At 70.1% G+C, this 18,963-nt stretch carries 18 protein-coding genes and 1 tRNA gene; 6 read left to right on the top strand and 13 right to left on the bottom strand.

All coding sequences use genetic code 11. From position 1 onward, the window contains the following. Positions 1-36 precede the first annotated feature (36 nt). A complete protein-coding gene (locus J2S57_RS07705; RefSeq protein ID WP_307239923.1) occupies positions 37-1,107 on the top strand; it encodes a helix-turn-helix domain-containing protein in 1,071 nt (356 codons plus the stop codon). After that, positions 1,104-2,375: a hypothetical protein gene (locus J2S57_RS07710; protein ID WP_307239925.1), complete on the top strand. Its 1,272-nt coding sequence runs from the start codon at positions 1,104-1,106 to the stop codon at positions 2,373-2,375. Before J2S57_RS07705 ends, J2S57_RS07710 begins: the two co-directional genes overlap by 4 nt. Here J2S57_RS07710 and J2S57_RS07715 read toward each other — a convergent pair. Next, on the bottom strand, positions 2,324-3,049 hold the full coding sequence (locus J2S57_RS07715; RefSeq protein WP_307239927.1) for a GNAT family N-acetyltransferase: 726 nt from the start codon (positions 3,047-3,049) through the stop codon (positions 2,324-2,326). The two genes, J2S57_RS07710 and J2S57_RS07715, sit on opposite strands and share 52 nt — an antisense overlap. 218 nt (positions 3,050-3,267) lie before the next feature. Further along, entirely contained in the window at positions 3,268-3,768 is a 501-nt protein-coding gene (locus J2S57_RS07720; RefSeq protein ID WP_307239929.1) for a GNAT family N-acetyltransferase, read from the bottom strand. A gap of 356 nt (positions 3,769-4,124) precedes the next feature. On the opposite strand from J2S57_RS07720, the gene J2S57_RS07725 reads away from it, so the two are divergent. Next, the gene (locus J2S57_RS07725; RefSeq protein WP_307239931.1) at positions 4,125-5,102 is read left to right on the top strand and encodes an asparaginase; all 978 of its coding nucleotides are present in this window, start codon (positions 4,125-4,127) and stop codon (positions 5,100-5,102) included. Positions 5,103-5,108: 6 nt separating this feature from the next. On the opposite strand, the gene J2S57_RS07730 is transcribed toward J2S57_RS07725, so the two are convergent. The 4 genes from J2S57_RS07730 to J2S57_RS07745 are packed head-to-tail and all read right to left on the bottom strand — an operon-like array spanning position 5,109 to position 10,547. Beyond that, entirely contained in the window at positions 5,109-6,086 is a 978-nt protein-coding gene (locus tag J2S57_RS07730; RefSeq protein WP_370882595.1) for an oligopeptide/dipeptide ABC transporter ATP-binding protein, read from the bottom strand. Between the two features lie 8 nt (positions 6,087-6,094). After that, positions 6,095-8,023, bottom strand: a complete 1,929-nt coding sequence (locus J2S57_RS07735) for a dipeptide/oligopeptide/nickel ABC transporter permease/ATP-binding protein (protein ID WP_307239935.1) — start codon at positions 8,021-8,023, stop codon at positions 6,095-6,097. Then, the gene (locus J2S57_RS07740; protein ID WP_307239937.1) at positions 8,020-8,979 is read right to left on the bottom strand and encodes an ABC transporter permease; all 960 of its coding nucleotides are present in this window, start codon (positions 8,977-8,979) and stop codon (positions 8,020-8,022) included. Before J2S57_RS07740 ends, J2S57_RS07735 begins: the two co-directional genes overlap by 4 nt. Further along, on the bottom strand, positions 8,976-10,547 hold the full coding sequence (locus tag J2S57_RS07745; RefSeq protein ID WP_370882447.1) for an ABC transporter substrate-binding protein: 1,572 nt from the start codon (positions 10,545-10,547) through the stop codon (positions 8,976-8,978). The genes J2S57_RS07740 and J2S57_RS07745 overlap by 4 nt, the downstream gene beginning before the upstream one ends. Positions 10,548-10,739: 192 nt before the next feature. Here J2S57_RS07745 and J2S57_RS07750 point away from each other — a divergent pair, with 192 nt between their 5' ends. Continuing rightward, a complete protein-coding gene (locus J2S57_RS07750) occupies positions 10,740-12,188 on the top strand; it encodes an amidohydrolase (protein WP_307239940.1) in 1,449 nt (482 codons plus the stop codon). Here J2S57_RS07750 and J2S57_RS07755 read toward each other — a convergent pair. Both J2S57_RS07755 and J2S57_RS07760 read right to left on the bottom strand, forming a co-directional pair. Continuing rightward, positions 12,082-13,098 carry a zinc-binding dehydrogenase gene (locus tag J2S57_RS07755; protein ID WP_307239942.1) on the bottom strand — a complete coding sequence of 339 codons (1,017 nt, stop codon included), beginning with the start codon at positions 13,096-13,098 and terminating at the stop codon, positions 12,082-12,084. The genes J2S57_RS07750 and J2S57_RS07755 overlap by 107 nt on opposite strands. Beyond that, positions 13,079-14,302 carry an MDR family MFS transporter gene (locus J2S57_RS07760; RefSeq protein WP_307239944.1) on the bottom strand — a complete coding sequence of 408 codons (1,224 nt, stop codon included), beginning with the start codon at positions 14,300-14,302 and terminating at the stop codon, positions 13,079-13,081. The genes J2S57_RS07755 and J2S57_RS07760 overlap by 20 nt, the downstream gene beginning before the upstream one ends. A 49-nt stretch (positions 14,303-14,351) precedes the next feature. Between J2S57_RS07760 and J2S57_RS07765 the strand changes: the two genes are divergently transcribed. Beyond that, positions 14,352-14,834 (top strand): MarR family winged helix-turn-helix transcriptional regulator, encoded by a 483-nt coding sequence (locus J2S57_RS07765; protein WP_307239946.1) that lies wholly within the window; start codon positions 14,352-14,354, stop codon positions 14,832-14,834. Here J2S57_RS07765 and J2S57_RS07770 read toward each other — a convergent pair. The 4 genes from J2S57_RS07770 to J2S57_RS07785 form a co-directional block, all read right to left on the bottom strand. Next, positions 14,728-15,300 carry a hypothetical protein gene (locus tag J2S57_RS07770; protein ID WP_307239948.1) on the bottom strand — a complete coding sequence of 191 codons (573 nt, stop codon included), beginning with the start codon at positions 15,298-15,300 and terminating at the stop codon, positions 14,728-14,730. The genes J2S57_RS07765 and J2S57_RS07770 overlap by 107 nt on opposite strands. 62 nt (positions 15,301-15,362) lie before the next feature. Further along, the gene (locus J2S57_RS07775) at positions 15,363-15,539 is read right to left on the bottom strand and encodes a hypothetical protein (protein ID WP_307239950.1); all 177 of its coding nucleotides are present in this window, start codon (positions 15,537-15,539) and stop codon (positions 15,363-15,365) included. A 167-nt stretch (positions 15,540-15,706) separates the two neighbouring features. Continuing rightward, positions 15,707-16,120, bottom strand: coding sequence for a nuclear transport factor 2 family protein (locus J2S57_RS07780; RefSeq protein ID WP_307239952.1), 414 nt, complete (start codon positions 16,118-16,120; stop codon positions 15,707-15,709). Between the two features lie 429 nt (positions 16,121-16,549). Next, positions 16,550-16,625 (bottom strand) — tRNA-Arg (locus J2S57_RS07785). A 136-nt stretch (positions 16,626-16,761) separates the two neighbouring features. Here J2S57_RS07785 and J2S57_RS07790 point away from each other — a divergent pair. Continuing rightward, positions 16,762-18,267, top strand: coding sequence for a glycoside hydrolase family 76 protein (locus J2S57_RS07790; protein ID WP_307239954.1), 1,506 nt, complete (start codon positions 16,762-16,764; stop codon positions 18,265-18,267). 3 nt (positions 18,268-18,270) lie between these two features. Here J2S57_RS07790 and J2S57_RS07795 read toward each other — a convergent pair whose 3' ends face one another. Next, complete coding sequence (locus J2S57_RS07795) at positions 18,271-18,933, bottom strand: hemerythrin domain-containing protein (RefSeq protein ID WP_307239956.1); 663 nt, start codon at positions 18,931-18,933, stop codon at positions 18,271-18,273. Positions 18,934-18,963 lie beyond the last annotated feature (30 nt).

Below are 18,963 nucleotides of genomic sequence, written 5' to 3' on the forward strand. Positions count from 1 at the left end.
CCGCAGTTGGCTGCTGACCGGGAGGGGGTTGGGGGCATGGCCGCAAGCGTGGGCAACGCCGCGCGTCTGGCGCAGAGACTCAAGGAGCTGCGGGAGGGCAGGCCCGGTCTCACCCAGAACCTGCTGGCGGGGGCACTGAGCACCGAGGCCAGGGTGGCCGCGGCCACGCTGAGCTCGTGGGAGTCGGCCAACAACCCGAAAACCCCCACGCCGACCCGGCTCGAGGCCTACGCCCGGTTCTTCGCGGTCGACCGCTCGTTCGACGGCCGCCGGGCGCACCTGCCCACCCACGCCGAGCTGCGCGACAACCCCGACGACCTGCTGGCCTACGACCGGCTGCACGCCGAGCTGGTCGAGCTGCTGCAGGGCGAAGACGTGATCGAGGCCGAGACCGGCCAGCGCACCCTGCTCGACTTCGACGACGGCGACATCGTCATCATCTGCCCCGACGCGCCCACCGACTCGCGCGGGCCGCTGGCGGTCGACGCGTCGCCGAACTACACGCTGCTGCACCAGTTCGCCGACACCGACGCGCTGATCGAGGTTTTCGGCCACATCCGCGCGCTGAACCCCGAGCGCAAGGTGTACTACCGCACCTCCGACAGCGTGAGCCGCAACGAGATCCAGAACCACCTGGTGCTCATCGGTGGCATCGGCTGGAGCCGCACCACGCGGCGCGTGCTCTCGCTGATCGACATGCCGGTGGAGCAGATCGACCACCCCGACCTCGACACCGGCGAGGTGTTCCGGCTGACCAAGTCCGGCGCCACCGAGGAGCGGGTGTTCTTCCCGGTCACCGACGAGAAGACCGGTGAGCTGACCGAAGACGTCGCCCTCGTCGCCCGGGTGTCCAACCCGTTCAACTCCAACCGCACCCTCACGATCCTCAACGGCATCCACAGCCGGGGCGTGCTGGGCGCGGCCCTGGCGGTCACCGACGAGACGATCCGCACGGGCAACCAGGAGTACCTCGGCGAGCGCTTCCCGGTGGGCAACTTCGCCCTGCTCATGCGGGTTCCGGTGATCCAGGGCAAGGTGATCGCGCCGGACTTCAAGAACGCCCGGGCCCGGCTCTTCGAGTGGGCGGCCGACGAGGAAGCGGAGTGACGGCGCCGGCGGGGCGCGAGCCCGCCGGGGTCTCCCGGGCGGCCGGTGGCCCCGCCCTTGAACTGGTCGCCGATGCCCGCCAGGTCCTCGCCCCGGGCCCGTCCTCCGTGCGGCAGCAGCCGTCCCACGCCGTTCTCCTGGGCGGCGCCCGCGATCCCGGGCGCCGGCCCGAAACCGCCACGCTCGACGCGATCGTCGTCCCGGCCGCCCGCGGCGCCGCCTCCCTGCGCAGCGCGCTCGACCTCTCGGCCCGGCTCGGCGTGCAGCTCGTGGCCCTGTGCAGCCGCCGCACCCGGGCCTTCGAGGTGGCCGAGCTGGCGAGCCGTACCCCGGGCGCCCGGGTCCTGGCCATCGACGTCCCCGCCCACTACACCCACGCGATCCTGCCCGGCCGCACCGCCGCGTCCCCTTTCACCGAGGCGAGCGTGGGCCGCACCAGCGACCTCAGCCTCAAGCGCAACCTCGGGCTGCTGCTGGCCCGGCTGCACGGCTGGGGCAAGATCCTCTTTCTCGACGACGACATCGCCACCCCTCGCGGCGCCGGGCCCGGGCTCGACGCCGCCACCGTGCAGCGCCTCGGCCGTGAGCTCGACTCCCGCCAGGTGGCGGGGCTGGTGTGCCGCTCGTTCCCCGACAACTCGGTGGTGTGCCACGCCCGGCGCCTGGCCGGGCTGCCGCAAGACAACTTCGTCACCGGCGGCGCGCTCGGTGTGAACTGCTCCGACCAGCCGCTGCCGTTCTTCCCCGACATCTACAACGAAGACTGGTTCTTCTTCTCGCGCCACGCCGCGAGCCGCGAGCTGTCGCAGGTGGGCGAGGCCCGGCAGACTCCGTACGACCCCTACGAGAACCCGCTGCGCGCCCGGCAGGAGGAGTTCGGCGACCTGCTCGCCGAAGGGCTCTACGCACTGTTCGACCGCCAGCCCACCGAGATGCCCTTCGACGAGAGGCTTCGCGGGGCCACCGCCGGCTACTGGGAGCACTTCATCGCGGCCCGCCGGGCCGACCTGACCCGCACCGCCGTGCTGCTGAGGCGGCGCCCCGACCGGCCGGCCCGCCGCGCCGTACGATCCCTGCGCGCCGCCACCGACCAGCTCGACCGCATCGGTCCGCAGCTGTGCGCCGACTTCCTCACCGCCTGGCAGGCCGACCTGGCCGACTGGGAGCGCGCCACCCTGCGCCTCAACGGCCTGGGCACCAGCCGCGCCGCCGTGGGCTACCTGGGGCTGAGCGCGGTGGAGCCGACCGGTCTGCTCGAGGTCGGGTAGAGCTCCTTGCGCAGGCGGCACTCCCACACCGACTCGGTCTCGGAGATGGTGAAGACCTGCCAGAACTTGCCCCGCGCCGAGCGGAAACCCAGGCGGCGGTAGGCCTTCGAGGCTCCGTCGTTGCCCCGGAGCACCCACAGCAACAGGCGTCGCACCTTCGGGTCGCGGCGGGCCTCGACCTCGAGAAAGGCCAGCATCTGCCGCAGCACCCCCTGCCGCCGCGCCGACGGATCGACCCAGACCGACTCCACGTACCGCACCTCGTGCGGCGGGTAGGGCTTGCCGTGGTCGGCCGGGGGCTCACCGGTGAGGCGGGCGAGACCGACGTACGTCCCGGCGCACTCGGCCGCCACCCACACCGACGAGGTGCAGCGCTCGCGCCAGCGGGCGTCGGGCCAGTGCCGCTCCCGCTCGTAGGGCACCGGGAAGGCCTGAGGTGACTCGAACAGTGCGCGCAGCCTGAGGTCGCGCAGCACCTCCCAGTGCTCGCCGGTCAGCCGGACCAGCCGCACGGGAGACGGGGACGGCGTCTGAGCCGGCACCCCGATCGGCCTGCCGGCCGGCTTGCTGCCCGGCTGACGGGTCGGCCCGCCGGCCGGCTCGGCCCCCGTTGCGTCGATCGGCCCGTCGTGAGCCCGATCGGTGTCGATCCGCTCACCCGTTGTCGTGGCCACGGCGTCGCTCTCTGTCTGCGAAGAGGTGAAAGACAGCGGAACAATAATGCTTTTCCGCCCCGGCCCGCACTCGTTGCGCGCCCCGCCGGGCTCGCCGCACCGATCGTCGCCTTACCGAGACGCACGGCCCCTCCGGGCGAGCCCCCGGGTAACTCTCCGCAGAACCGGAAAAGGCCGCGTACCCGGAGCCACCGGGTACGCGGCCGAGGCCGGGCGCATCAGACCAGGCTCTTCACCAGCCGGCGCTCGGGCTCGGGACGGCTCTGCCACCCCCGCCGCACCTCGATGAACGAGTCCAGGCCGACGTCGTGGTAGCCGAGCCGGCGGTAGACCTCGCGGGCCGGCTGGTTGGCGGTGAGCACGTACAGCACGAGCGTGCCGACCCCCTGCCGGTACGCCTTCTCCTCGATCGTTCCCAGCATGTGCCGCACCAGCCCCCGGCGGCGCCGCTCGGGGTGAACCCAGACCGATTCGATGCACTTGCTCGTGAGCGCCCCCAGCTCCTGGTCCGGGTCGTCGAGCAGCCCGGCCAGCCCCACGATCTCGCCCCCCGACCGGGCCACCGTCCACTGCCCGGTGCGGGCCCGGCGCCGCCAGGTGCGCCGGTGCACCAGGCGCTCGCGGGCGTAGTTCCCGCAGAAGGCCTCGGGCGAGCAGCGCAGCGCCTTCAGCCGCGCGTCACGCAGCACCCGCCACTCGCTCTCCGGAACCCGGAACAACTCGATGTCACGCAGAGCACCTACACCGTGGTCCGCACCGAAACCCTGCCCTGACCACCCAGACTCGACAACTGAACTTGTCACCGCCGCACCCCGTCACAACAGAAACCAGTGTCACGGACGCATTTCGCCATGGAATCGCGTCCGTACGCCTCAGCGCTCTCAGCAGTTTCACGCGCCTCGAGAACCCCTGGCAACGACGGACGGGGCTAGGTGCAGCGGTCATGCCGATGTCACGGTCGATCTACGTTTTCACTGACAGGCACTGCAAATTCAGCGGACTTCAGGTGGCTTCAGGTGATGCGGACCGAAGGCCGATTAGACGTGGCAGGCCCCCTGGCCCCACTGTGGCCACCGTGAAGAACGTTCTCCTGATCACTCTGGGTGGCACGATCAGCTCGTCGGCCGACGGCTCGTCCCCGGGCGTGATCCCGCGCAGCGGCGCCGACGAGATGGCCGGGCAGCTCGCACCCTGGCTCCCGCACGTGCGGGTGGTGCCGCACGAGCTGCGGCTGCTGCCCTCGCCCTCGCTCGGTCTCGCCGACCTGTTCGCCCTGCTCGAGCTGATCACGACCAGTGAGGACGCGTCGGGCATCGTGGTCTCGCAAGGCACCGACACGCTCGAGGAGACGGCGTTCTTCCTGGACGTGCTCGGCGCCGGCGCCCGCTGCCCGGTGGTCGTCACCGGGGCCATGCGCGACCGGGACACCCCCGGCGCCGACGGGGCGGCGAACCTGGTGGCGGCCGTGAACGTGGCCGCGTCACCGTCCGCGCGCGGGGTGCTGGTGGTGTTCGCCGACCGCATCTTCGCCGGACGCACCGTGCGCAAGGAGAGCGCCGTGCACGCCGACGCCTTCGTCGCCTCGCCGTGGGGCGCGCTCGGCCTGGTGCGCGAAGGGGAGGTGCACCTGCCGCTGTGCGCGGCCGGGGAGCCCACGCTGCCCGTGCCGGTTCCGGCCGGGGAACCGCCCGCGGTGGCCCTGATCAGCACCGGCGTCGACGACGACCTGAGGCTCCTGCCCGGCCTGGCTTCCTTCGGCTACGTCGGTGTGGCGCTGGAGGGCATGGGCGGTGGGCACGTCGCGGCCCGGGCGGTGTCGGCGGTGGCCGCGTGCGAGGTGCCCGTGGTGCTGTGCAGCCGAGCCGGGGCCGGCCCCACGTTGCGCCGCACCTACGGCTACCCGGGCGGTGAGATCGACCTGCTGGCCCGGGGTCTGATCTGGGGCGGGCACCTCACCGGGGTGAAGGCCCGTCTGCTGCTGATGCTGTGCCTGATGCACGGGTGGTCGGGAGAGGAATTGAGGACGCGGTTCGAGGCGATCGCGGACAGCTGACAGTGCCTAGGTGGCCGGGGCCGGCTGCTCCAGGTCGCCCGGTTCGAGGATCGGGTGCAGGCAGCGGTAGGCCACGCCCGAAGGTTCCGTCGAGAGCGGGGGCAGGGCCTGCGCACACTCCGGGCCCGCCCGCCAGCAGCGGGTGCGAAAATTGCACCCGGACGGGGGATTCGTGGCCGACGGCACCCGGCCGCGCAGCGGGATCGGCCGGGCCGTGGTGAGCAGGCGGGGCGTGGCCGAGAACAGGGCGTGCGTGTACGGATGCCGCGCCACCTCCTCGACCCCGGTGGCCGGGGCCTCCTCGGCGATCCGGCCCAGGTACATCGTCACGATGCGGTCGGACATGCGCCGCACCGTCTGGATGTCGTGGGACACGAACACCATGGCCAGGCCCAGTTCTGCCTGCAGCACGTCGAGCAGGTTGAGGATCTGCGCCCGCACCGAGACGTCGAGCGCCGAGGTGGGCTCGTCGGCCACCAGCAGCGAGGGCTCCAGGGCCAGGGCCCGGGCGATCGCCACCCGCTGCCGCTGCCCGCCCGAGAGCTGTGCGGGCACGGCGTCGGCCACCGCCGAGGGCAACCCGACCAGGTCCATCAGATCCCGCACCCGCCGGGCCCGCCCACGTCGCTGATGCACCACCAGCGGGTCGGCGATGATCCGCTGCACGCTCAGACGCCGGTTCAGCGCCGTGGACGGGTCCTGGAACACCGTGCCCACCCGCGCACCGAACATCAGCCGCCGCTCCCGGGCCGACATCGACCACAGCGACGTGCCCTCGAACGCCACCTCCCCGGCCGTCGGACGCTGCAACCCCACCAGCACTCGCGCCAGAGTGGTCTTGCCACAACCGGATTCACCCACCACACCGACCGTCTCACCGGCACGGATCGACAGCGTGGCCTCGGTCAGCGCGTGCACCGAGGCCCGGCCGAACAACCCCCGGCCCCGGATGCGGTGCACCACCGACACCCCGTTCAGCGTCATCAGATCGCTCACGCCGACACCCCCACCGGGTAGTGACACGCCACCTCGTGATCGGCCTCCCCGACCACCGGGGGCAACTGCACCGGGCACACGTCGGAATCCGCGGCCGGGCAGCGATCGGCGAACCGGCAGCCGTGATTGAAGTCGGCCGGGGCCGGCACCACGCCCTTGATCTGGGCCAGCACCTGCTCCTGCCGCTCGATCGACACCACCGACGCCAGCAGACCCCGGGTGTAGTGGTGTCGCGCCCCGGCGATCAGTGACGAGGTCAGGCCGCTCTCGGCCACCTGCCCGGCGTACATCACCACCACGCGGTCGGTCAGTTCGGCCACCAGCGCGAGGTCGTGCGACACCAGCACCAGGGCGAACCCCAGCTCGGTCTGCAGCCGCAGCAGCAGCTCCATCACCTGGGCCTGCACGGTCACGTCGAGCGCGGTGGTGGGCTCGTCGGCGATGATCAGCTGGGGATCCCGGGCCAGGGCCAGGGCGATGAGCACCCGCTGCCGCTGCCCGCCGGAGAGCTCGTGCGGGTACGACCGCAGGGTGCGCTCCGGATCCAGCCCGACCAGCCGCAGCAGCTCCTCCGGCGACCGGCGGCCACCCCGCCGCACCACCTGCCCCAGCTGACTCTTCACGGTCAACGCGGGATTCAGCGACGACAGCGCGTCCTGGTAGACCATCGCGATCTCGCGGCCCATCAGCCGACGGCGTTCGGCGGGTTTCAACGTCAGCAGATCACGCCCCCCGAACAGCACCTCGCCTCTCACCACGGCGCCCGGAGGCTGCAGTCCCATCACCGCCAGGGCCGTCAGCGACTTGCCGCACCCCGACTCCCCGATCAGCCCCAGCACCTCCCCCGCCCGCACGCTGAACGAGATGTCCTGCACCACCGACTTTCCCTGGTGCCGAGCGGGAAACGTGATCGACAGGCCCCGCACGTCGAGCACCACCGGAGCCGATCCACGATCCCGGTGCCGTTCCGCGAGACGCGACCCGACCGTCTTCAATTCATCGTCGGGAAGAGAGACCAGCGTGTTCGAAGCAGCCGCCCGGGCCACGTCGGCCTGCACCGCCTGCTGGGCCTGCGGCCGGGCCGACGGCGCCGCCCAGGCGTCGGAGATGCCCTCGGCCAGCACGTTCAGCGCGAGCACGGTGATCAGGATGAGCAGGCCGGGAAACAGCGTGGCCCACCATCCGCCGAGCAGCACCAGGTCTTTTCCGTCGGCGAGCACCGAGCCCCACGACGGGTCGGGCGGCTGAATACCCGCGCCGATGAAGGACAGTGAGCTCTCGAACACGATCGCGTCGGCCACCAGGATCGTGCAGAACACCAGCACCGGCGCCGCGCAGTTCACCGCCACGTGCCGGGTCAGCGTGTAGAAACGTCGCGCCCCGATGGTCTTCTCGGCCGCGACGTAGTCTTCCGCGTACTGCGCGAGCACGTTCGCCCGCACCACCCGCGTCACCTGGGGCACGTACAGGAAGCCGATGGCCAGGATCAGCACCGGGATGTCCCGCCCGAACACGGCCACGAGCACCGCGGCCAGCGCGATGCCGGGGAACGCCATGACGACGTCCAGCACCCGCATCACCACCTCGTCGACCGACTTGCCCGCGGTGGCCGTGAAGGCCCCCAGAAAGGCACCGCACAGCAGGGCGAAAGCGGTGGCCAGCAGCCCGATGGCCAGCGACCAGCGGGTGCCGTACAACAGCCGGGTGAACACGTCACGCCCGTTGTCGTCGACACCGAACCAGTGGGCGCCGGACGGCCCGCCGGTGTCGGAACTCAGCTCGTTCGGCGAGTAGGGAGCGATCAACGGCGCGAGCAAGGCCACGAACGCCAGCAGGACCACCACACCCACGGCCAGCCAGGAAGCCCGGCCCAGCCGACGGAACCGGACGCCCGGCCGGGCCAGCGCTTTCAGCGAGCCTCTCACGACGCCGTCCTCAGTCGCGGGTTGGCGATCAGGTACAGCACGTCGACCACCAGGTTCACCACCAGGAACCCGATGGCGATCGTCAGCACGAAGCCCTGGACCTTGGCGGTGTCACCGTCGCCCACGGCCTGGATCATGTTCTGCCCCATACCCGGCAACGCGAACATCGTCTCGATCACCACCGCTCCCCCGAGCATGTAGCCGATGCGCAGCCCGAGCACCGTCAGCGGATTCACCAGGGCGTTGCGCAGCACGTTGCGCCCGACCACCACCAGCGGCGGCAGCCCCAGACCGCGGGCCGTGCGCACATAGTCCTTGTCGAGCTCCTCCACCACCGAGGTGCGGATGACCCGCGTCATCTGGGCCGCGACCGGCATCGCCAGCGAAACGGCGGGCAGTGCGAGCGAGTTCAGCCAGGGACCGACCCCTTCGGCCGGGTTGACGTAGCCCCCGGTCGGGAACAACCCTCGCCCCACCGCCAGCCACTGGATCAGCAGCAGCGCCACCCAGAACGGCGGCGCCGCCACCCCGACCAGGCTGACCAGCCGGATCAGCTGGTCGGGCCAGCGGTCGCGGAACACCGCCGCGGTCACGCCCAGGACCACCGCCAGGCTCAGGGCGATGAGGATGCCCAGTGCCGTCAGCTGAACGGTGAGCGGCAGCGCGGTGCGGATCGTGTCGAGCACCGGCTGCCGTGTGATCAGCGAGGTGCCGAAATCACCGTGCACCAGGTCGATCACGAAGTTCACGTAGCGCACCGGCAGCGGATCGTTGAGCCCGTTCGCCTCGCGGAACGCCTCGAGCTGCTCGGCCGTGGCGCTGCCGCCCTCGAACGCGGCCAGGGCCGGGTCGGTCGGAGCGAACCGCATCACCACGAAGACGAACAGGACCACCCCGAGCACGAGCGGCACGAACAGCAGCAGACGCCGGGCCAGCATCCGTGCCACCACGGTCATTGCTCGTCGATTCTCTGTGCCCGCACGATGTTGATGCCCGGATACCCCTGCGGCTGGATGTCTTCCAGCCGCGACCCGTTCCAGGCGGTGACCAGCTTGGTGAACACCACCGGGTAGAGCACCGCCTCGTCGGCGATGGTGTCGAGCACCTTCTTGTTCTCGGTCTTGGCGGCGGCCTCGTCGGCGGCGTAGGCGGCCTTGTCCATCTGCTCGTAGAGCGCGTCGGCGTCGGGCCCGGTGAAGCGCGCATAGGTGGCCGACCAGAGCGACGACTTGCTGTAGTAGAACCGCTCGATCAGGTCGGGGTCGTTGCCGAACTGCTGCGGGTTACCCGAGGCGGCCACGACCTGGTAGTCCTCGCCGCCGTCGAGCTTGGAGAACAGGGCCTTGGTGTCCTGCGCGTTCAGGGTGGTCTTCACCCCGATCGCGTCCCACCCCTCCTTGATCACGTTGATCGTGTCGGCCACCAGCGAGGTGTTGGTCGAGCCGAGCGTGATGCTGAGGTCGCTGACCCCGGCCTCCTTGAGCAGCTGCTCGGCCTTGTCGGGGTCGTAGGCGAAGTCGGTGGACGCCTTCTGGTACGCCTCGAGCTCGGGGTTGAGGTACGAGTCCGCCCCCACGCCCTGCCCCTTGAGCGCGACCTGCACGACCTTGTCCTTGTCGATCGCGTAGTGCAGGGCCTGCCGCACCCGCTTGTCGTCGAACGGCTTCTTCGTGGTGTTGAACATGAGGAAGACGTTGTTCTGACCCTGCACGGCCTCGACCTGGCGCCCGTCTTCGCGCAGTTGCTCGAGGTTGGCCGGCGGAATGTTGTCGACGATCTGCGCCTGCGGACGGGCCCCGGAGATCGCGGCCACGCGCGGCGCCGCGTCGACGATCGAACGCCAGACCAGAGTGTCGTACTGCGCCGGGTGATCGCCGTTGTACTGGTCGTTCTTGACGAAGGTGGTGTGGTCGAGCGGGGCCTGCTCGGTGACCTTGTACGGCCCCGACCCCAGGGTCTTGCCGCCCGCCGCGTCTTCCCACTTTCCGTCGAACACGTGCTTCGGCAGGATCATCGCGGTCTCGACCCGGTTGAGCGCGTACCGGAAGGGCTGCTTGAGACGGAACTCGACGCTTCTGTCATCGGTGACCACGACGTCCTCGAGCCACCCCGAGAAGAACGCGCGCAACTGGACGTTCTCGTCGGGATCGAGAATGCGGTCGTAGGTGAACTTCACGTCCTCGGCCGTCACCGGTTGCCCGTCAGACCATTTCGCGCCCTCACGCAACTCGAAGGTGATGGTGTCGCCGTCGATGTCGTCGGGCACCGCGGCCAGGCCCGCCTCCGGCTCCCGGGTGATCGGGTCGCCCGTGACGAGAGGCTCGTAGACGTTGGTGAACGCGGCCATCGAGAAGGCGGACGCGGTCTGGGTCGGGTCCCAGCTCTGGTTGTTGCCGTAGCCGATGACGGCGGTCAGCGTGTCTTTGCTCGCGCTGCTGTCGGAGGAGGCGGGCCCTCCGCAGGCAACCAGGGCGGCCAGCGCAGCCACGGCAACACTTCGCCGGAGAATCTTCGAGCGGTGCATACCGGTGACTCCTTCGTCGGCCCAGCCGGACCTCCAAACCTTAGATTTACCGGGGAAATCCTGGCAAACGCGTCTCTTTACCGCACCGGGGCTTGCTTTTCGCCGGTTGATCATGCATGCCAGAGGTTTTCGGAATGATCTTCGTGTCACACAAGCTGGTCCGTGAGCGCCGGGTGAGCCAGAGTGGTGCCCATGATTCTGCGGCACGCCCGGCTTCTCGGTTCCGGTGACCTCGTCGACGTGGAGGTGCGCGACGGGCGCATCGCCCCGGCCGGCTCCGTCACCGGCACCGGTACCGAGGTCATCGATCTGGACGGCCGCTGGCTGGCTCCCGGCCTGTGGGACAACCACGTGCACTTCACCCAGTGGGTGCGGGCCCGGCAGCGCATCGACCTGTCCGCGACCACCAGCCCCGACGAGGTGCTGGCGGTGGTCGCCGCCGAGCTGGCCGCGCGGCCCGACGACGGCACGGCGGTGGTGGGCTACGGGTTCCGCGACGGGCTGTGGCCGTACCCGCCCACCCTGGCGGCGCTCGACGCGCTGGCGCCCCACCGTCCGGTGATCCTGGTCAGCGGCGATCTGCACTGCGGCTGGATCAACACCCGGGCCGCGGCCTCGGTCGGCATGGTCCCCGACGAGTTCGGACTGGTGCGCGAGGCCGAGTGGATGCAGGGACAGAGCCGTCTGGGCGCCGAGACCCAGCCTCTGCTCGAGCATTTCGCCACGGCGGCCGAGGATGCCGCCCGGCGGGGCGTGGTCGGCATCGTCGATTTCGAGGCCACCGAGAACGTGGCCGAATGGCCCGCCCGGGTCGCGGCCGGCATCCGGTCACTACGGGTGGAGGCGTCGATCTGGCCCGACCGGCTGGCCGCGGCGGTGGCGGGCGGTCTGCGCACCGGAGCAGTGCTCGACCCCGACGGGCTCATCACGGTCGGCCGGCTGAAGGTCGTGGTCGACGGCTCGCTGAACACCCGCACGGCCCTCTGCCACGAGCCCTACCCCGGCCTCGATCCCGCTTCGCCCCACGCCTGCGGAGTGCAGAGCTTCAGCCCGGCGGAGCTGCGCGACCTGCTCGAAACCGCCTACGGCAACGGGATCACGGCCGCCGTGCACGCGATCGGCGACCGGGCGAACGAACTGGTGCTGGACGAGTACGAGCGTCTGGGCGTCACCGGCACCGTCGAGCACGCCCAACTGGTGGCGGCTACGGACTTCGAGCGCTTCGGCCGCCTGGGTCTGGTCGCGAGTGTGCAGCCCGAACACGCGATGGACGACCGGGACGTCGCCGACCGTTTCTGGAAGGGCCGCACCGAGCGCACTTTCGCATTTCGCTCACTGATCGACGCGGGGGCTGCGCTGGCCCTGGGCTCGGATGCGCCGGTCGCCCCGCTCGACCCGTGGATCGCGATCGCCGCCGCCGTGGGACGCGACCGCGACGGCCGCGAGGCCTGGCACCCGGAGCAGCGGATTCCGTTCTCCGTGGCTCTGGACGCCAGCACCCGCTCCCGCATCGCCGTCGGCGAACCGGCCGATCTCATCGTGCTGGACGAGGATCCGTCGAGCCTGGACTCGTCGGCGTTGCGTGGTCTGCCCGTGGCCGCAACGCTTCTCGGTGGTCGCTGGACCTGGAAGAGCTTCTGAGGATCAGCAGGGTCTTCCCGATGGCCGTGCGGGCCTCGATCGCCTCGTGCGCCCGGACCGCCTCGGCCAGCGGGAAGGTCTGCACGATAAGGGGTTTCAGCGTTCCGGCCGCAGTCAGTTCGAGGGCTCGTGCGGCCATCCCGTCCACCGAGATCACCGACAGAGGGATGACGTCGACGTCTGATCGCGGCTCGATCACACCCCAGGTGCCACTGGCGGCACCGTGTTGCAGATACCTCCCGCCGCTCCGGATACGGGCGGCCAGAGCCGTCGTGATCTCGCCACCGACCCCGTCGAAAACCACATCAGCTTGCGGCACCCTTCCGCTCCAGCCGGTTTCGCGGTAATTGAGGACATTGTCGAGCCCCACGCTCTCGGCTTTCGTCGCGCTTCCCACCAGTCCGGTCACCCGGGCTCCCGCCGCGACGGCCAGCTGAACCAGCAGGCTGCCCACACCGCCGGCCGCCGCGGTGACGACCACGACGTCTCCCGTTCTGATCTTCGCTGCCTCGAACAACCCGAGCGCTGTGCGACCATCGGCGAGAACCGCTGCCGCCGACCTTGAATCGAGAGAATGAGGGACGACGTGCAGATCGGCCGCGTTCGCCACCGCCAGGCTCGCATAGCCTCCCGAGCCTCCGGTTGTGGTGACAACCCTTGTCGTCAAACAGGATTCGTCAACTCCCGGTCCGACCCGGTCGACGACACCCGCCACCCCGTTGCCCAGCACGATCGGGAACGAGGCCGGCGGGCCGATCGGGCTGCCGGAGCGCCGCATCACGTCCATGAAGGTGACGGCGGCGACCTCCACCCGCACCCGCACCTGCCCAGCACCGGGCTCGGGATCCGGCATTTCCCGATACGTCAGAACCTCCGGACCACCGATTCTTTCAGCAACGACAGTCCACATCCGCAGCCTCCCTCATCGCGTCACTCCTCGAACCCCCGGCCGCCCCCGACGGCAGGAACCACACGACCGCCCCGCTGACCCCGATCAACGCCAGCACCCAGCCGTACGCCCGCACGAACGAACCGCTCTGCAGCACCAGCGCCGCCGTGACCGTGCCGGCTGATGCCCCGGCCCGCTGCACCACGCTGACCAACGCCGCCGCCCGCGGGATCGAACCGGACGGCACATCGCGATAACTGGCTGCCGAGGCCCCGATCCCGATGCCGCCCAACCCGATCCCCATGCAGACCAGAGCCGTGAGCAGCACCGACAGTGGCGCCCTCGCGCCCAGCGCCAGCGTCACGACCCCGAGAGCGAGCATCAGCGCGCCGAACGCGGCCACGACACGCGGCCCCGAACGGTCGGCCCAGCGCCCGGTGAACCACAGCGAGACCATCAGCCCGATGCCCTGCGGCGCCAGCAGAAGCCCGACCTGTTCCACGTCATAGCCTCGGACCTGCTGAAAGAAGAGCGGGGTCAACAACATCGGAGCATACAGACAGGCACCGCTGAGAAAGACCAGCAAGGCTCCCACAACGAGCGACCGGGTCTTCAGCAGGGATCCCCTCGAAGTCGGCGTCGTGCCCGGACTTTCCAGATTGCGCCCGGCCAGCAGCAACGCCGCCCCGCAGATCGGCACGTTGACCAGGAAGATCCAGCGCCAGCCCAGCGAACCCACGATCAGCCCACCGACGACCGGGCCGAGGACGGGCGCGAGCTGACCGGGGATCCCGACGAGCCCCATCACCCGGCCGATGCGTTGCGGGCCGGCCGCCTGAGCCAGGATGGCCTGCACCAGAGGAAGAATCAGCCCGGCGCCGAGCCCCTGCACCACCCGGAACACGATCAGGCTCTCGATCGACCAGGCCGTCGAGCACAAGACCGACCCGGTGAGGAACACCGAGATCGTGCCCAACCAGAGCCGGCGCGTGCCGAAACGGTCGACCAGAGGGCCGAGCAGCGGGATCACGGCGACCATGGCCAGCAGGTAACCCGTCGACGCCCACTGGACGACCGACACGTCCACCCCGAAAACCTTTGCCAGGTCACCCAGGGCGACGCTGACGACGGTCGTGTCGATGAGCGCGGCCATCGCCCCGAGAAGCAGCACACCGACGAGCCGGACGAGTTCCCGGTCCACCGACGCGTCCCTCATTGCTGGCATGCCAACAAACGTACCCGCCGTTCGCTGGCATGCCAACTATCCTGTGGACGTGACGAACCATGTGGGCACATCGATCGACGGGGCCCCGATCGGCTCAGCCCTGCTGCAGGCCCTGCGGGCGCACGCGCGCATGGGCACGGAGCTGCTGACGGCGGCGGGCGTCACCCCGCCTCACGAGATCGTGCTGCTCTACCTGCACGAACACGGCCCGGTGCCGCAGACCGATCTGGTGCACTACCTGGCCCGCGACCGCTCCACGGTGACGGCAACCCTGCAGGCCATGGAGCGGGCGGGGCTGGTGGTGCGTACGCCGTCACCGACCGATCGGCGGGCGATGGTCGTCGAGATGACGCCGGCCGGGGCCGAGGCGGCTCCGCGCGCGAAGGAGGCCTGGCAGGAGCTGGAACGGCGGACGGTGGCGAACCTCAGCGAGAGCCGGCGGCGTGATCTGCTGGCGGCGCTGGAGACGGTACGGGACACCCTGAACGATGTTCGTCCCAGTGCGGATCATCGTCGGCCGGACGGCCGTTGAGGCTGGTCAGGGGCACCGAGCGACGGCCGATCCGGGTGCGGCAGACGTTCACGAACCGAAGCTTGGCCGCGTCGAGCGGGCGGCGGAGAGCGTTCCACTGCTCCAGCGTGACCGGCCGGCCGACGATCTGCGGCGCCACTTCCCACAGGGCCTTGTCGAGGTCGTGCGCGGCCTGGACCACCTCGGCGTCCACCCGCAGGTTCAGGTTCTCGGTGGCCTGGTCGAACTCGTGCCAGTCGATGAAACCCGAGCTCGAGGAGGCCGTTTCGGTGCGGCCCGAGCGCACCGCGGCGACGTGGGCCAGATAGACGCCGGAGTAGGCCGCGAGGAACTCGGAGCAGGCGTCGGCCTGTTCGGCGAAGCGCCAGTGCCGCTGCTGCGCCCGGGACGCGAGGGCCCCGCCGACCACCACGCCCAGCAACGATCCCCCCACGGCCAAGATGTTGGCCCAGGTCTGCCCGTCCATGCCCGCACCGTTCCGCCCCCGCCGACGTCCGGAAGGAAACAGGGTAGGGCGTGAGCAGCGTTCTACCCGGCGTGCTCGATGCCCAGAAGGCGGCCGAGACGGAGGTCGTACTCACTGATGGCCGGCTCACGATCGGTGATGGCCTGCTCCGTCACCTGGTCTTCGACGGGAACGCGGGTGGTGCGCTCCAGCTCGGCCAGACTGACGGCGAACTCGGAGCGTTGCTGCTTCGTCGCCATGCCCGATTATCCCGCGCCCGCCCAGCCTTTGACCAGCCGGTGAAATCACCCCTTGGTGAGGATCTGACCCGCCCCCTCTGCCCAATTGTCCGACACCTGCAGGGCATTTCGTCCGCCGCCCGCGCCGCCCACCAAGGTTTCGGCCAACAAATGATCTCCGTGCCGCATCACGACGATCGTGGCGTGATGCCGGCTTTTCCGGCGCCCGCCAGGTTGCCGTCGATCGCGGCGTCCAGGTAGGTACCGTGCCCCTCGGCCACCAGCCCGTCGCGGAAGATGAGCACCTCGCAGACCAGACCGCCCTTCTGGTTGCGGTACTGGACGACGATCGCCTCGACTCCCGCGTACACGCCGACGATCTCGAACCGCAGGTCGGGAATGAGTTGCAGCCCTCGGGTCCAGTATTCGCGCAGGGCTGCCTTGCCAAGGATCACGCCGTCGGACCCGTCGAGCAACTGCCGCGCGACCGGGGAGGTGAAGACGACGTCTTCGGCGAAGTGTGCGAGCACGGCTTCGAGGTCATGGGCGTTCCAGGCGGCGAGCCACTGGGCGGCGAAGGCCTGGGGGTCGGGAAGCGTCATGGTGGCATGATGCTCTCTTCTCACACTCTTACATCCTCACCTCAGAGAATTGAGGACGAGGTGAGCTCGGCCTCGAAGGTCGCCTCGGGTGAGACGTCCGGCGCCCGGACGACGCTCTCGACCCTTGGCAGGTCGCCTGTCGCCGGCTGACGTCCCAGATACGGCCCCAGCGCCCTCTGCCTCTGCGCCGTATCCAGCCCGCTGGAGTCCTGAGCGCGCAGTTCACCGACCTCGCGGCGCAGCGCGCAGAGCAGGTACGCGCTGAGGAGGCCCCGGGCGATGCGCAGGGCCTGCGGATCGTCGCGGCCAGGGGCACGGGACAGCGCCGCGGCGGTTCACTTCGACGCGCCGAACAGCATGCGGCAGTGCCTGGCCGCATGCTGTGGGCAATGAGTGTCAATGCAGGGCCGGTTTCCCGGCCCTGACCAGTGGTGCCCCCGAGAGGATTCGAACCTCCGACACAAGGTTTAGGAAACCTCTGCTCTATCCTCTGAGCTACGGGGGCAAGGCGCGGGTCCAGGCTATCGCAGAGCCCGGGCAACTCCGCATCCGCCCTGTTCAGGCGCCCGGCCCACGCCCTTGCGCGGCTCTTAACCCCGCGCGACCACAACGCTTAGGGCACCCGCCCCTAGCCTCCCCGGATGCGTCCCTCCAGGTTCAAGCTCGCCTCCGTGGCCGCCGCCGGTGCGCTGGCCGTCGGCGTCGTGATCCAGTGGCCGATGTCGTCGTCGGCCCAGACCCAGGCCCAGGCCCAGGCAGAGGCCCAGACCGCGTCCACGCAGGCCGCCGCCGGCCAGATCTGCAACCGCTACTGCGACGGCCGCGACGCCGCGTCCGCCGCCGGCGACCGGATCCCCGTCAACGCCGCGGTGCACGGCCGCAGTGTGAAACTGCACGTCAACGACGCCGACTCGATGGCCTGGGCCTCGCTCGAGACCGGCAACCCGGCCGACGAGGTGTGGCTCGACCGCTCGTTCGACGGCGGCAAGACCTGGAGCGCGGGCAGTCGGCTCGGCGCCACCAAGGCCACCGAGCGCAGCGCCCGCACCACCCAGTTCAACGTCGACGACTGGAACACCCGCGGCGTCGGGCTGGTGCGCGCCTGCGGCAAGGCCGGCGACCGCACCGAGATCGCCTGCACCCCCTGGGCCCGCAGCACCTGGAACGCGTCGACCCGCAGCACCGCCGCCGCCACTGCCCTGATGACTGGTTACGACCAGAACACCGGGCTTTTCGCGAACAACGCGTGGTGGACCAGCGCCAACGCCCTGACCGCGGTGATGGACAACATCAGCAGCAGCTCGATGGGCAGCTACCGGTACGCGATCGCCAACACCTACGACAAGCAGAAGAACGCCCACGCGGGCCAGTTCCGCAACGAGTTCCTCGACGACACCGCCTGGTGGGGCCTGGCCTGGATCAAGGCCTACGACCTGACCAAGGATCAGCGTTACCTCGACACCGCCCGGGCCGACGCCGATCACCTGCAGCAGTACTGGGACACCACGTGCGGCGGCGGGGTCTGGTGGAAGACCGACAAGAAGGCCAAGAACGCGATCGAGAACAGCCTCTACATCCAGCTCAACGCCCAGCTCAGCCAGCGCATCGCCGGTGACACCACCTACCGCGGCCGGGCTCAGGCGGGCTGGAAGTGGTTCAACGAGTCCGGCCTGGTGAACGGCCAGAACCTGGTCAACGACGGCCTGAACATGAGCACCTGCAAGAACAACGGATCGACCACCTGGACGTACAACCAGGGCGTGCTGGTGAACGCCCTCACCGAGCTGCACCGCACCACCGGTGACGCCACCACGCTGGCCAAGGCCCGCTCGATCGCGGACGCGATGACCTCGAAGACCGGCCTGTCCCCGGCCGGCGTGCTGCAGGAGCCGCCGAACGGCAACAACTGCGACCAGGACGGCGGAACCTTCAAGGGCGCCGCGATCCGTGGACTGGGCGTACTGAACAAGAGCACGAACAGCGCCTACTCCAGCTACCTGAAGACCAACGCCGACAGTGCCTGGTCCACGGACCGCAACGCCGCCGACTTCTACGGCTGGGACTGGGCCCCGGTCACGAACGGCCACTCCGGCACCGGCCACACCTGCCAGCTCAGCGCCCTGGACCTGCTCAACGCGGCCTCATGAGGCTCAGCCGTAGACCCGCTTCGCGTAGTCCTGGTAAGCAGCCACCGCCGCCGGCCGCACCTCGCGCCAGAACTCCTCCGGCACCCCCTCGCGGATGATCTCCTGCATCGGCGCGTCCGCCTGGTCGAGCATCATCCCGATCGCCAGCGCACCGCTCTCGGGTGTCAGCTTGCCCGAGGCGGCCGCGACCGTGGCCTTCCACTCCGCGTCCGTCAGGTACGTGTCGATGAGACGGAGCACCTGGTTCTCCTCGAGTTCCAGGTGCTCCCGGAGCGCGGCGTCGACCCGGTCGGCAACGGCGGCCAGCGCGTCGCGCTCCGCCTCGCCCGCCGAGACCGCCCAGCTCCGGGCCCCGGCCACCAGCTCCTGCAGCCCCACGTCGAGCTGGTCGTGCTGTGCCTCCATGGTGGAGACCAGCGGCTGCACCTCCTCCAGGCAGCGCTCGTGCAGCAGCGGCCACACGTGGTCGTCCTCGCTGCCGTGATGCCCGTGCAGCAGAGCGGCCAGCAGCTCGATGTGGCCGGTCACGACTCCGGCGCGCTCCACGTCTCCGGGCGCGACGCCCCGCACGAGCGCGGGCAGCTTTCCGTAGTGGAGCCGGAACATGTCGTGCGCTCCGACCATGTCCCGGCTGTCCGCCATCTTCACGTCCTGGGCCTGGCTCACCGTTGCTCCTTCGTCCATCGCTCGACTGCT

The sequence above is a fragment of the Kineosporia succinea genome (genome assembly GCF_030811555.1).
GTDB classification, from domain to species: domain Bacteria; phylum Actinomycetota; class Actinomycetes; order Actinomycetales; family Kineosporiaceae; genus Kineosporia; species Kineosporia succinea.

Bases quoted from the DNA above. Each gene is read 5' to 3' on its own strand.
- J2S57_RS07755 (WP_307239942.1), bottom strand. From the start codon at position 13,098: ATGTGGACTGTCGTTGCTGAAAGAATCGGTGGTCCGGAGGTTCTGACG.
- J2S57_RS07730 (WP_370882595.1), bottom strand. From the start codon at position 6,086: ATGACGCTGAACGGGGTGTCGGTGGTGCACCGCATCCGGGGCCGGGGG.
- J2S57_RS07705 (WP_307239923.1), top strand. From the start codon at position 37: ATGGCCGCAAGCGTGGGCAACGCCGCGCGTCTGGCGCAGAGACTCAAG.
- J2S57_RS07775 (WP_307239950.1), bottom strand. From the start codon at position 15,539: ATGGCGACGAAGCAGCAACGCTCCGAGTTCGCCGTCAGTCTGGCCGAG.
- J2S57_RS07740 (WP_307239937.1), bottom strand. From the start codon at position 8,979: ATGACCGTGGTGGCACGGATGCTGGCCCGGCGTCTGCTGCTGTTCGTG.
- J2S57_RS07760 (WP_307239944.1), bottom strand. From the start codon at position 14,302: ATGCCAGCAATGAGGGACGCGTCGGTGGACCGGGAACTCGTCCGGCTC.
- J2S57_RS07780 (WP_307239952.1), bottom strand. From the start codon at position 16,120: ATGACGCTTCCCGACCCCCAGGCCTTCGCCGCCCAGTGGCTCGCCGCC.
- J2S57_RS07750 (WP_307239940.1), top strand. From the start codon at position 10,740: ATGATTCTGCGGCACGCCCGGCTTCTCGGTTCCGGTGACCTCGTCGAC.
- J2S57_RS07770 (WP_307239948.1), bottom strand. From the start codon at position 15,300: ATGGACGGGCAGACCTGGGCCAACATCTTGGCCGTGGGGGGATCGTTG.
- J2S57_RS07790 (WP_307239954.1), top strand. From the start codon at position 16,762: ATGCGTCCCTCCAGGTTCAAGCTCGCCTCCGTGGCCGCCGCCGGTGCG.
- J2S57_RS07745 (WP_370882447.1), bottom strand. From the start codon at position 10,547: ATGCACCGCTCGAAGATTCTCCGGCGAAGTGTTGCCGTGGCTGCGCTG.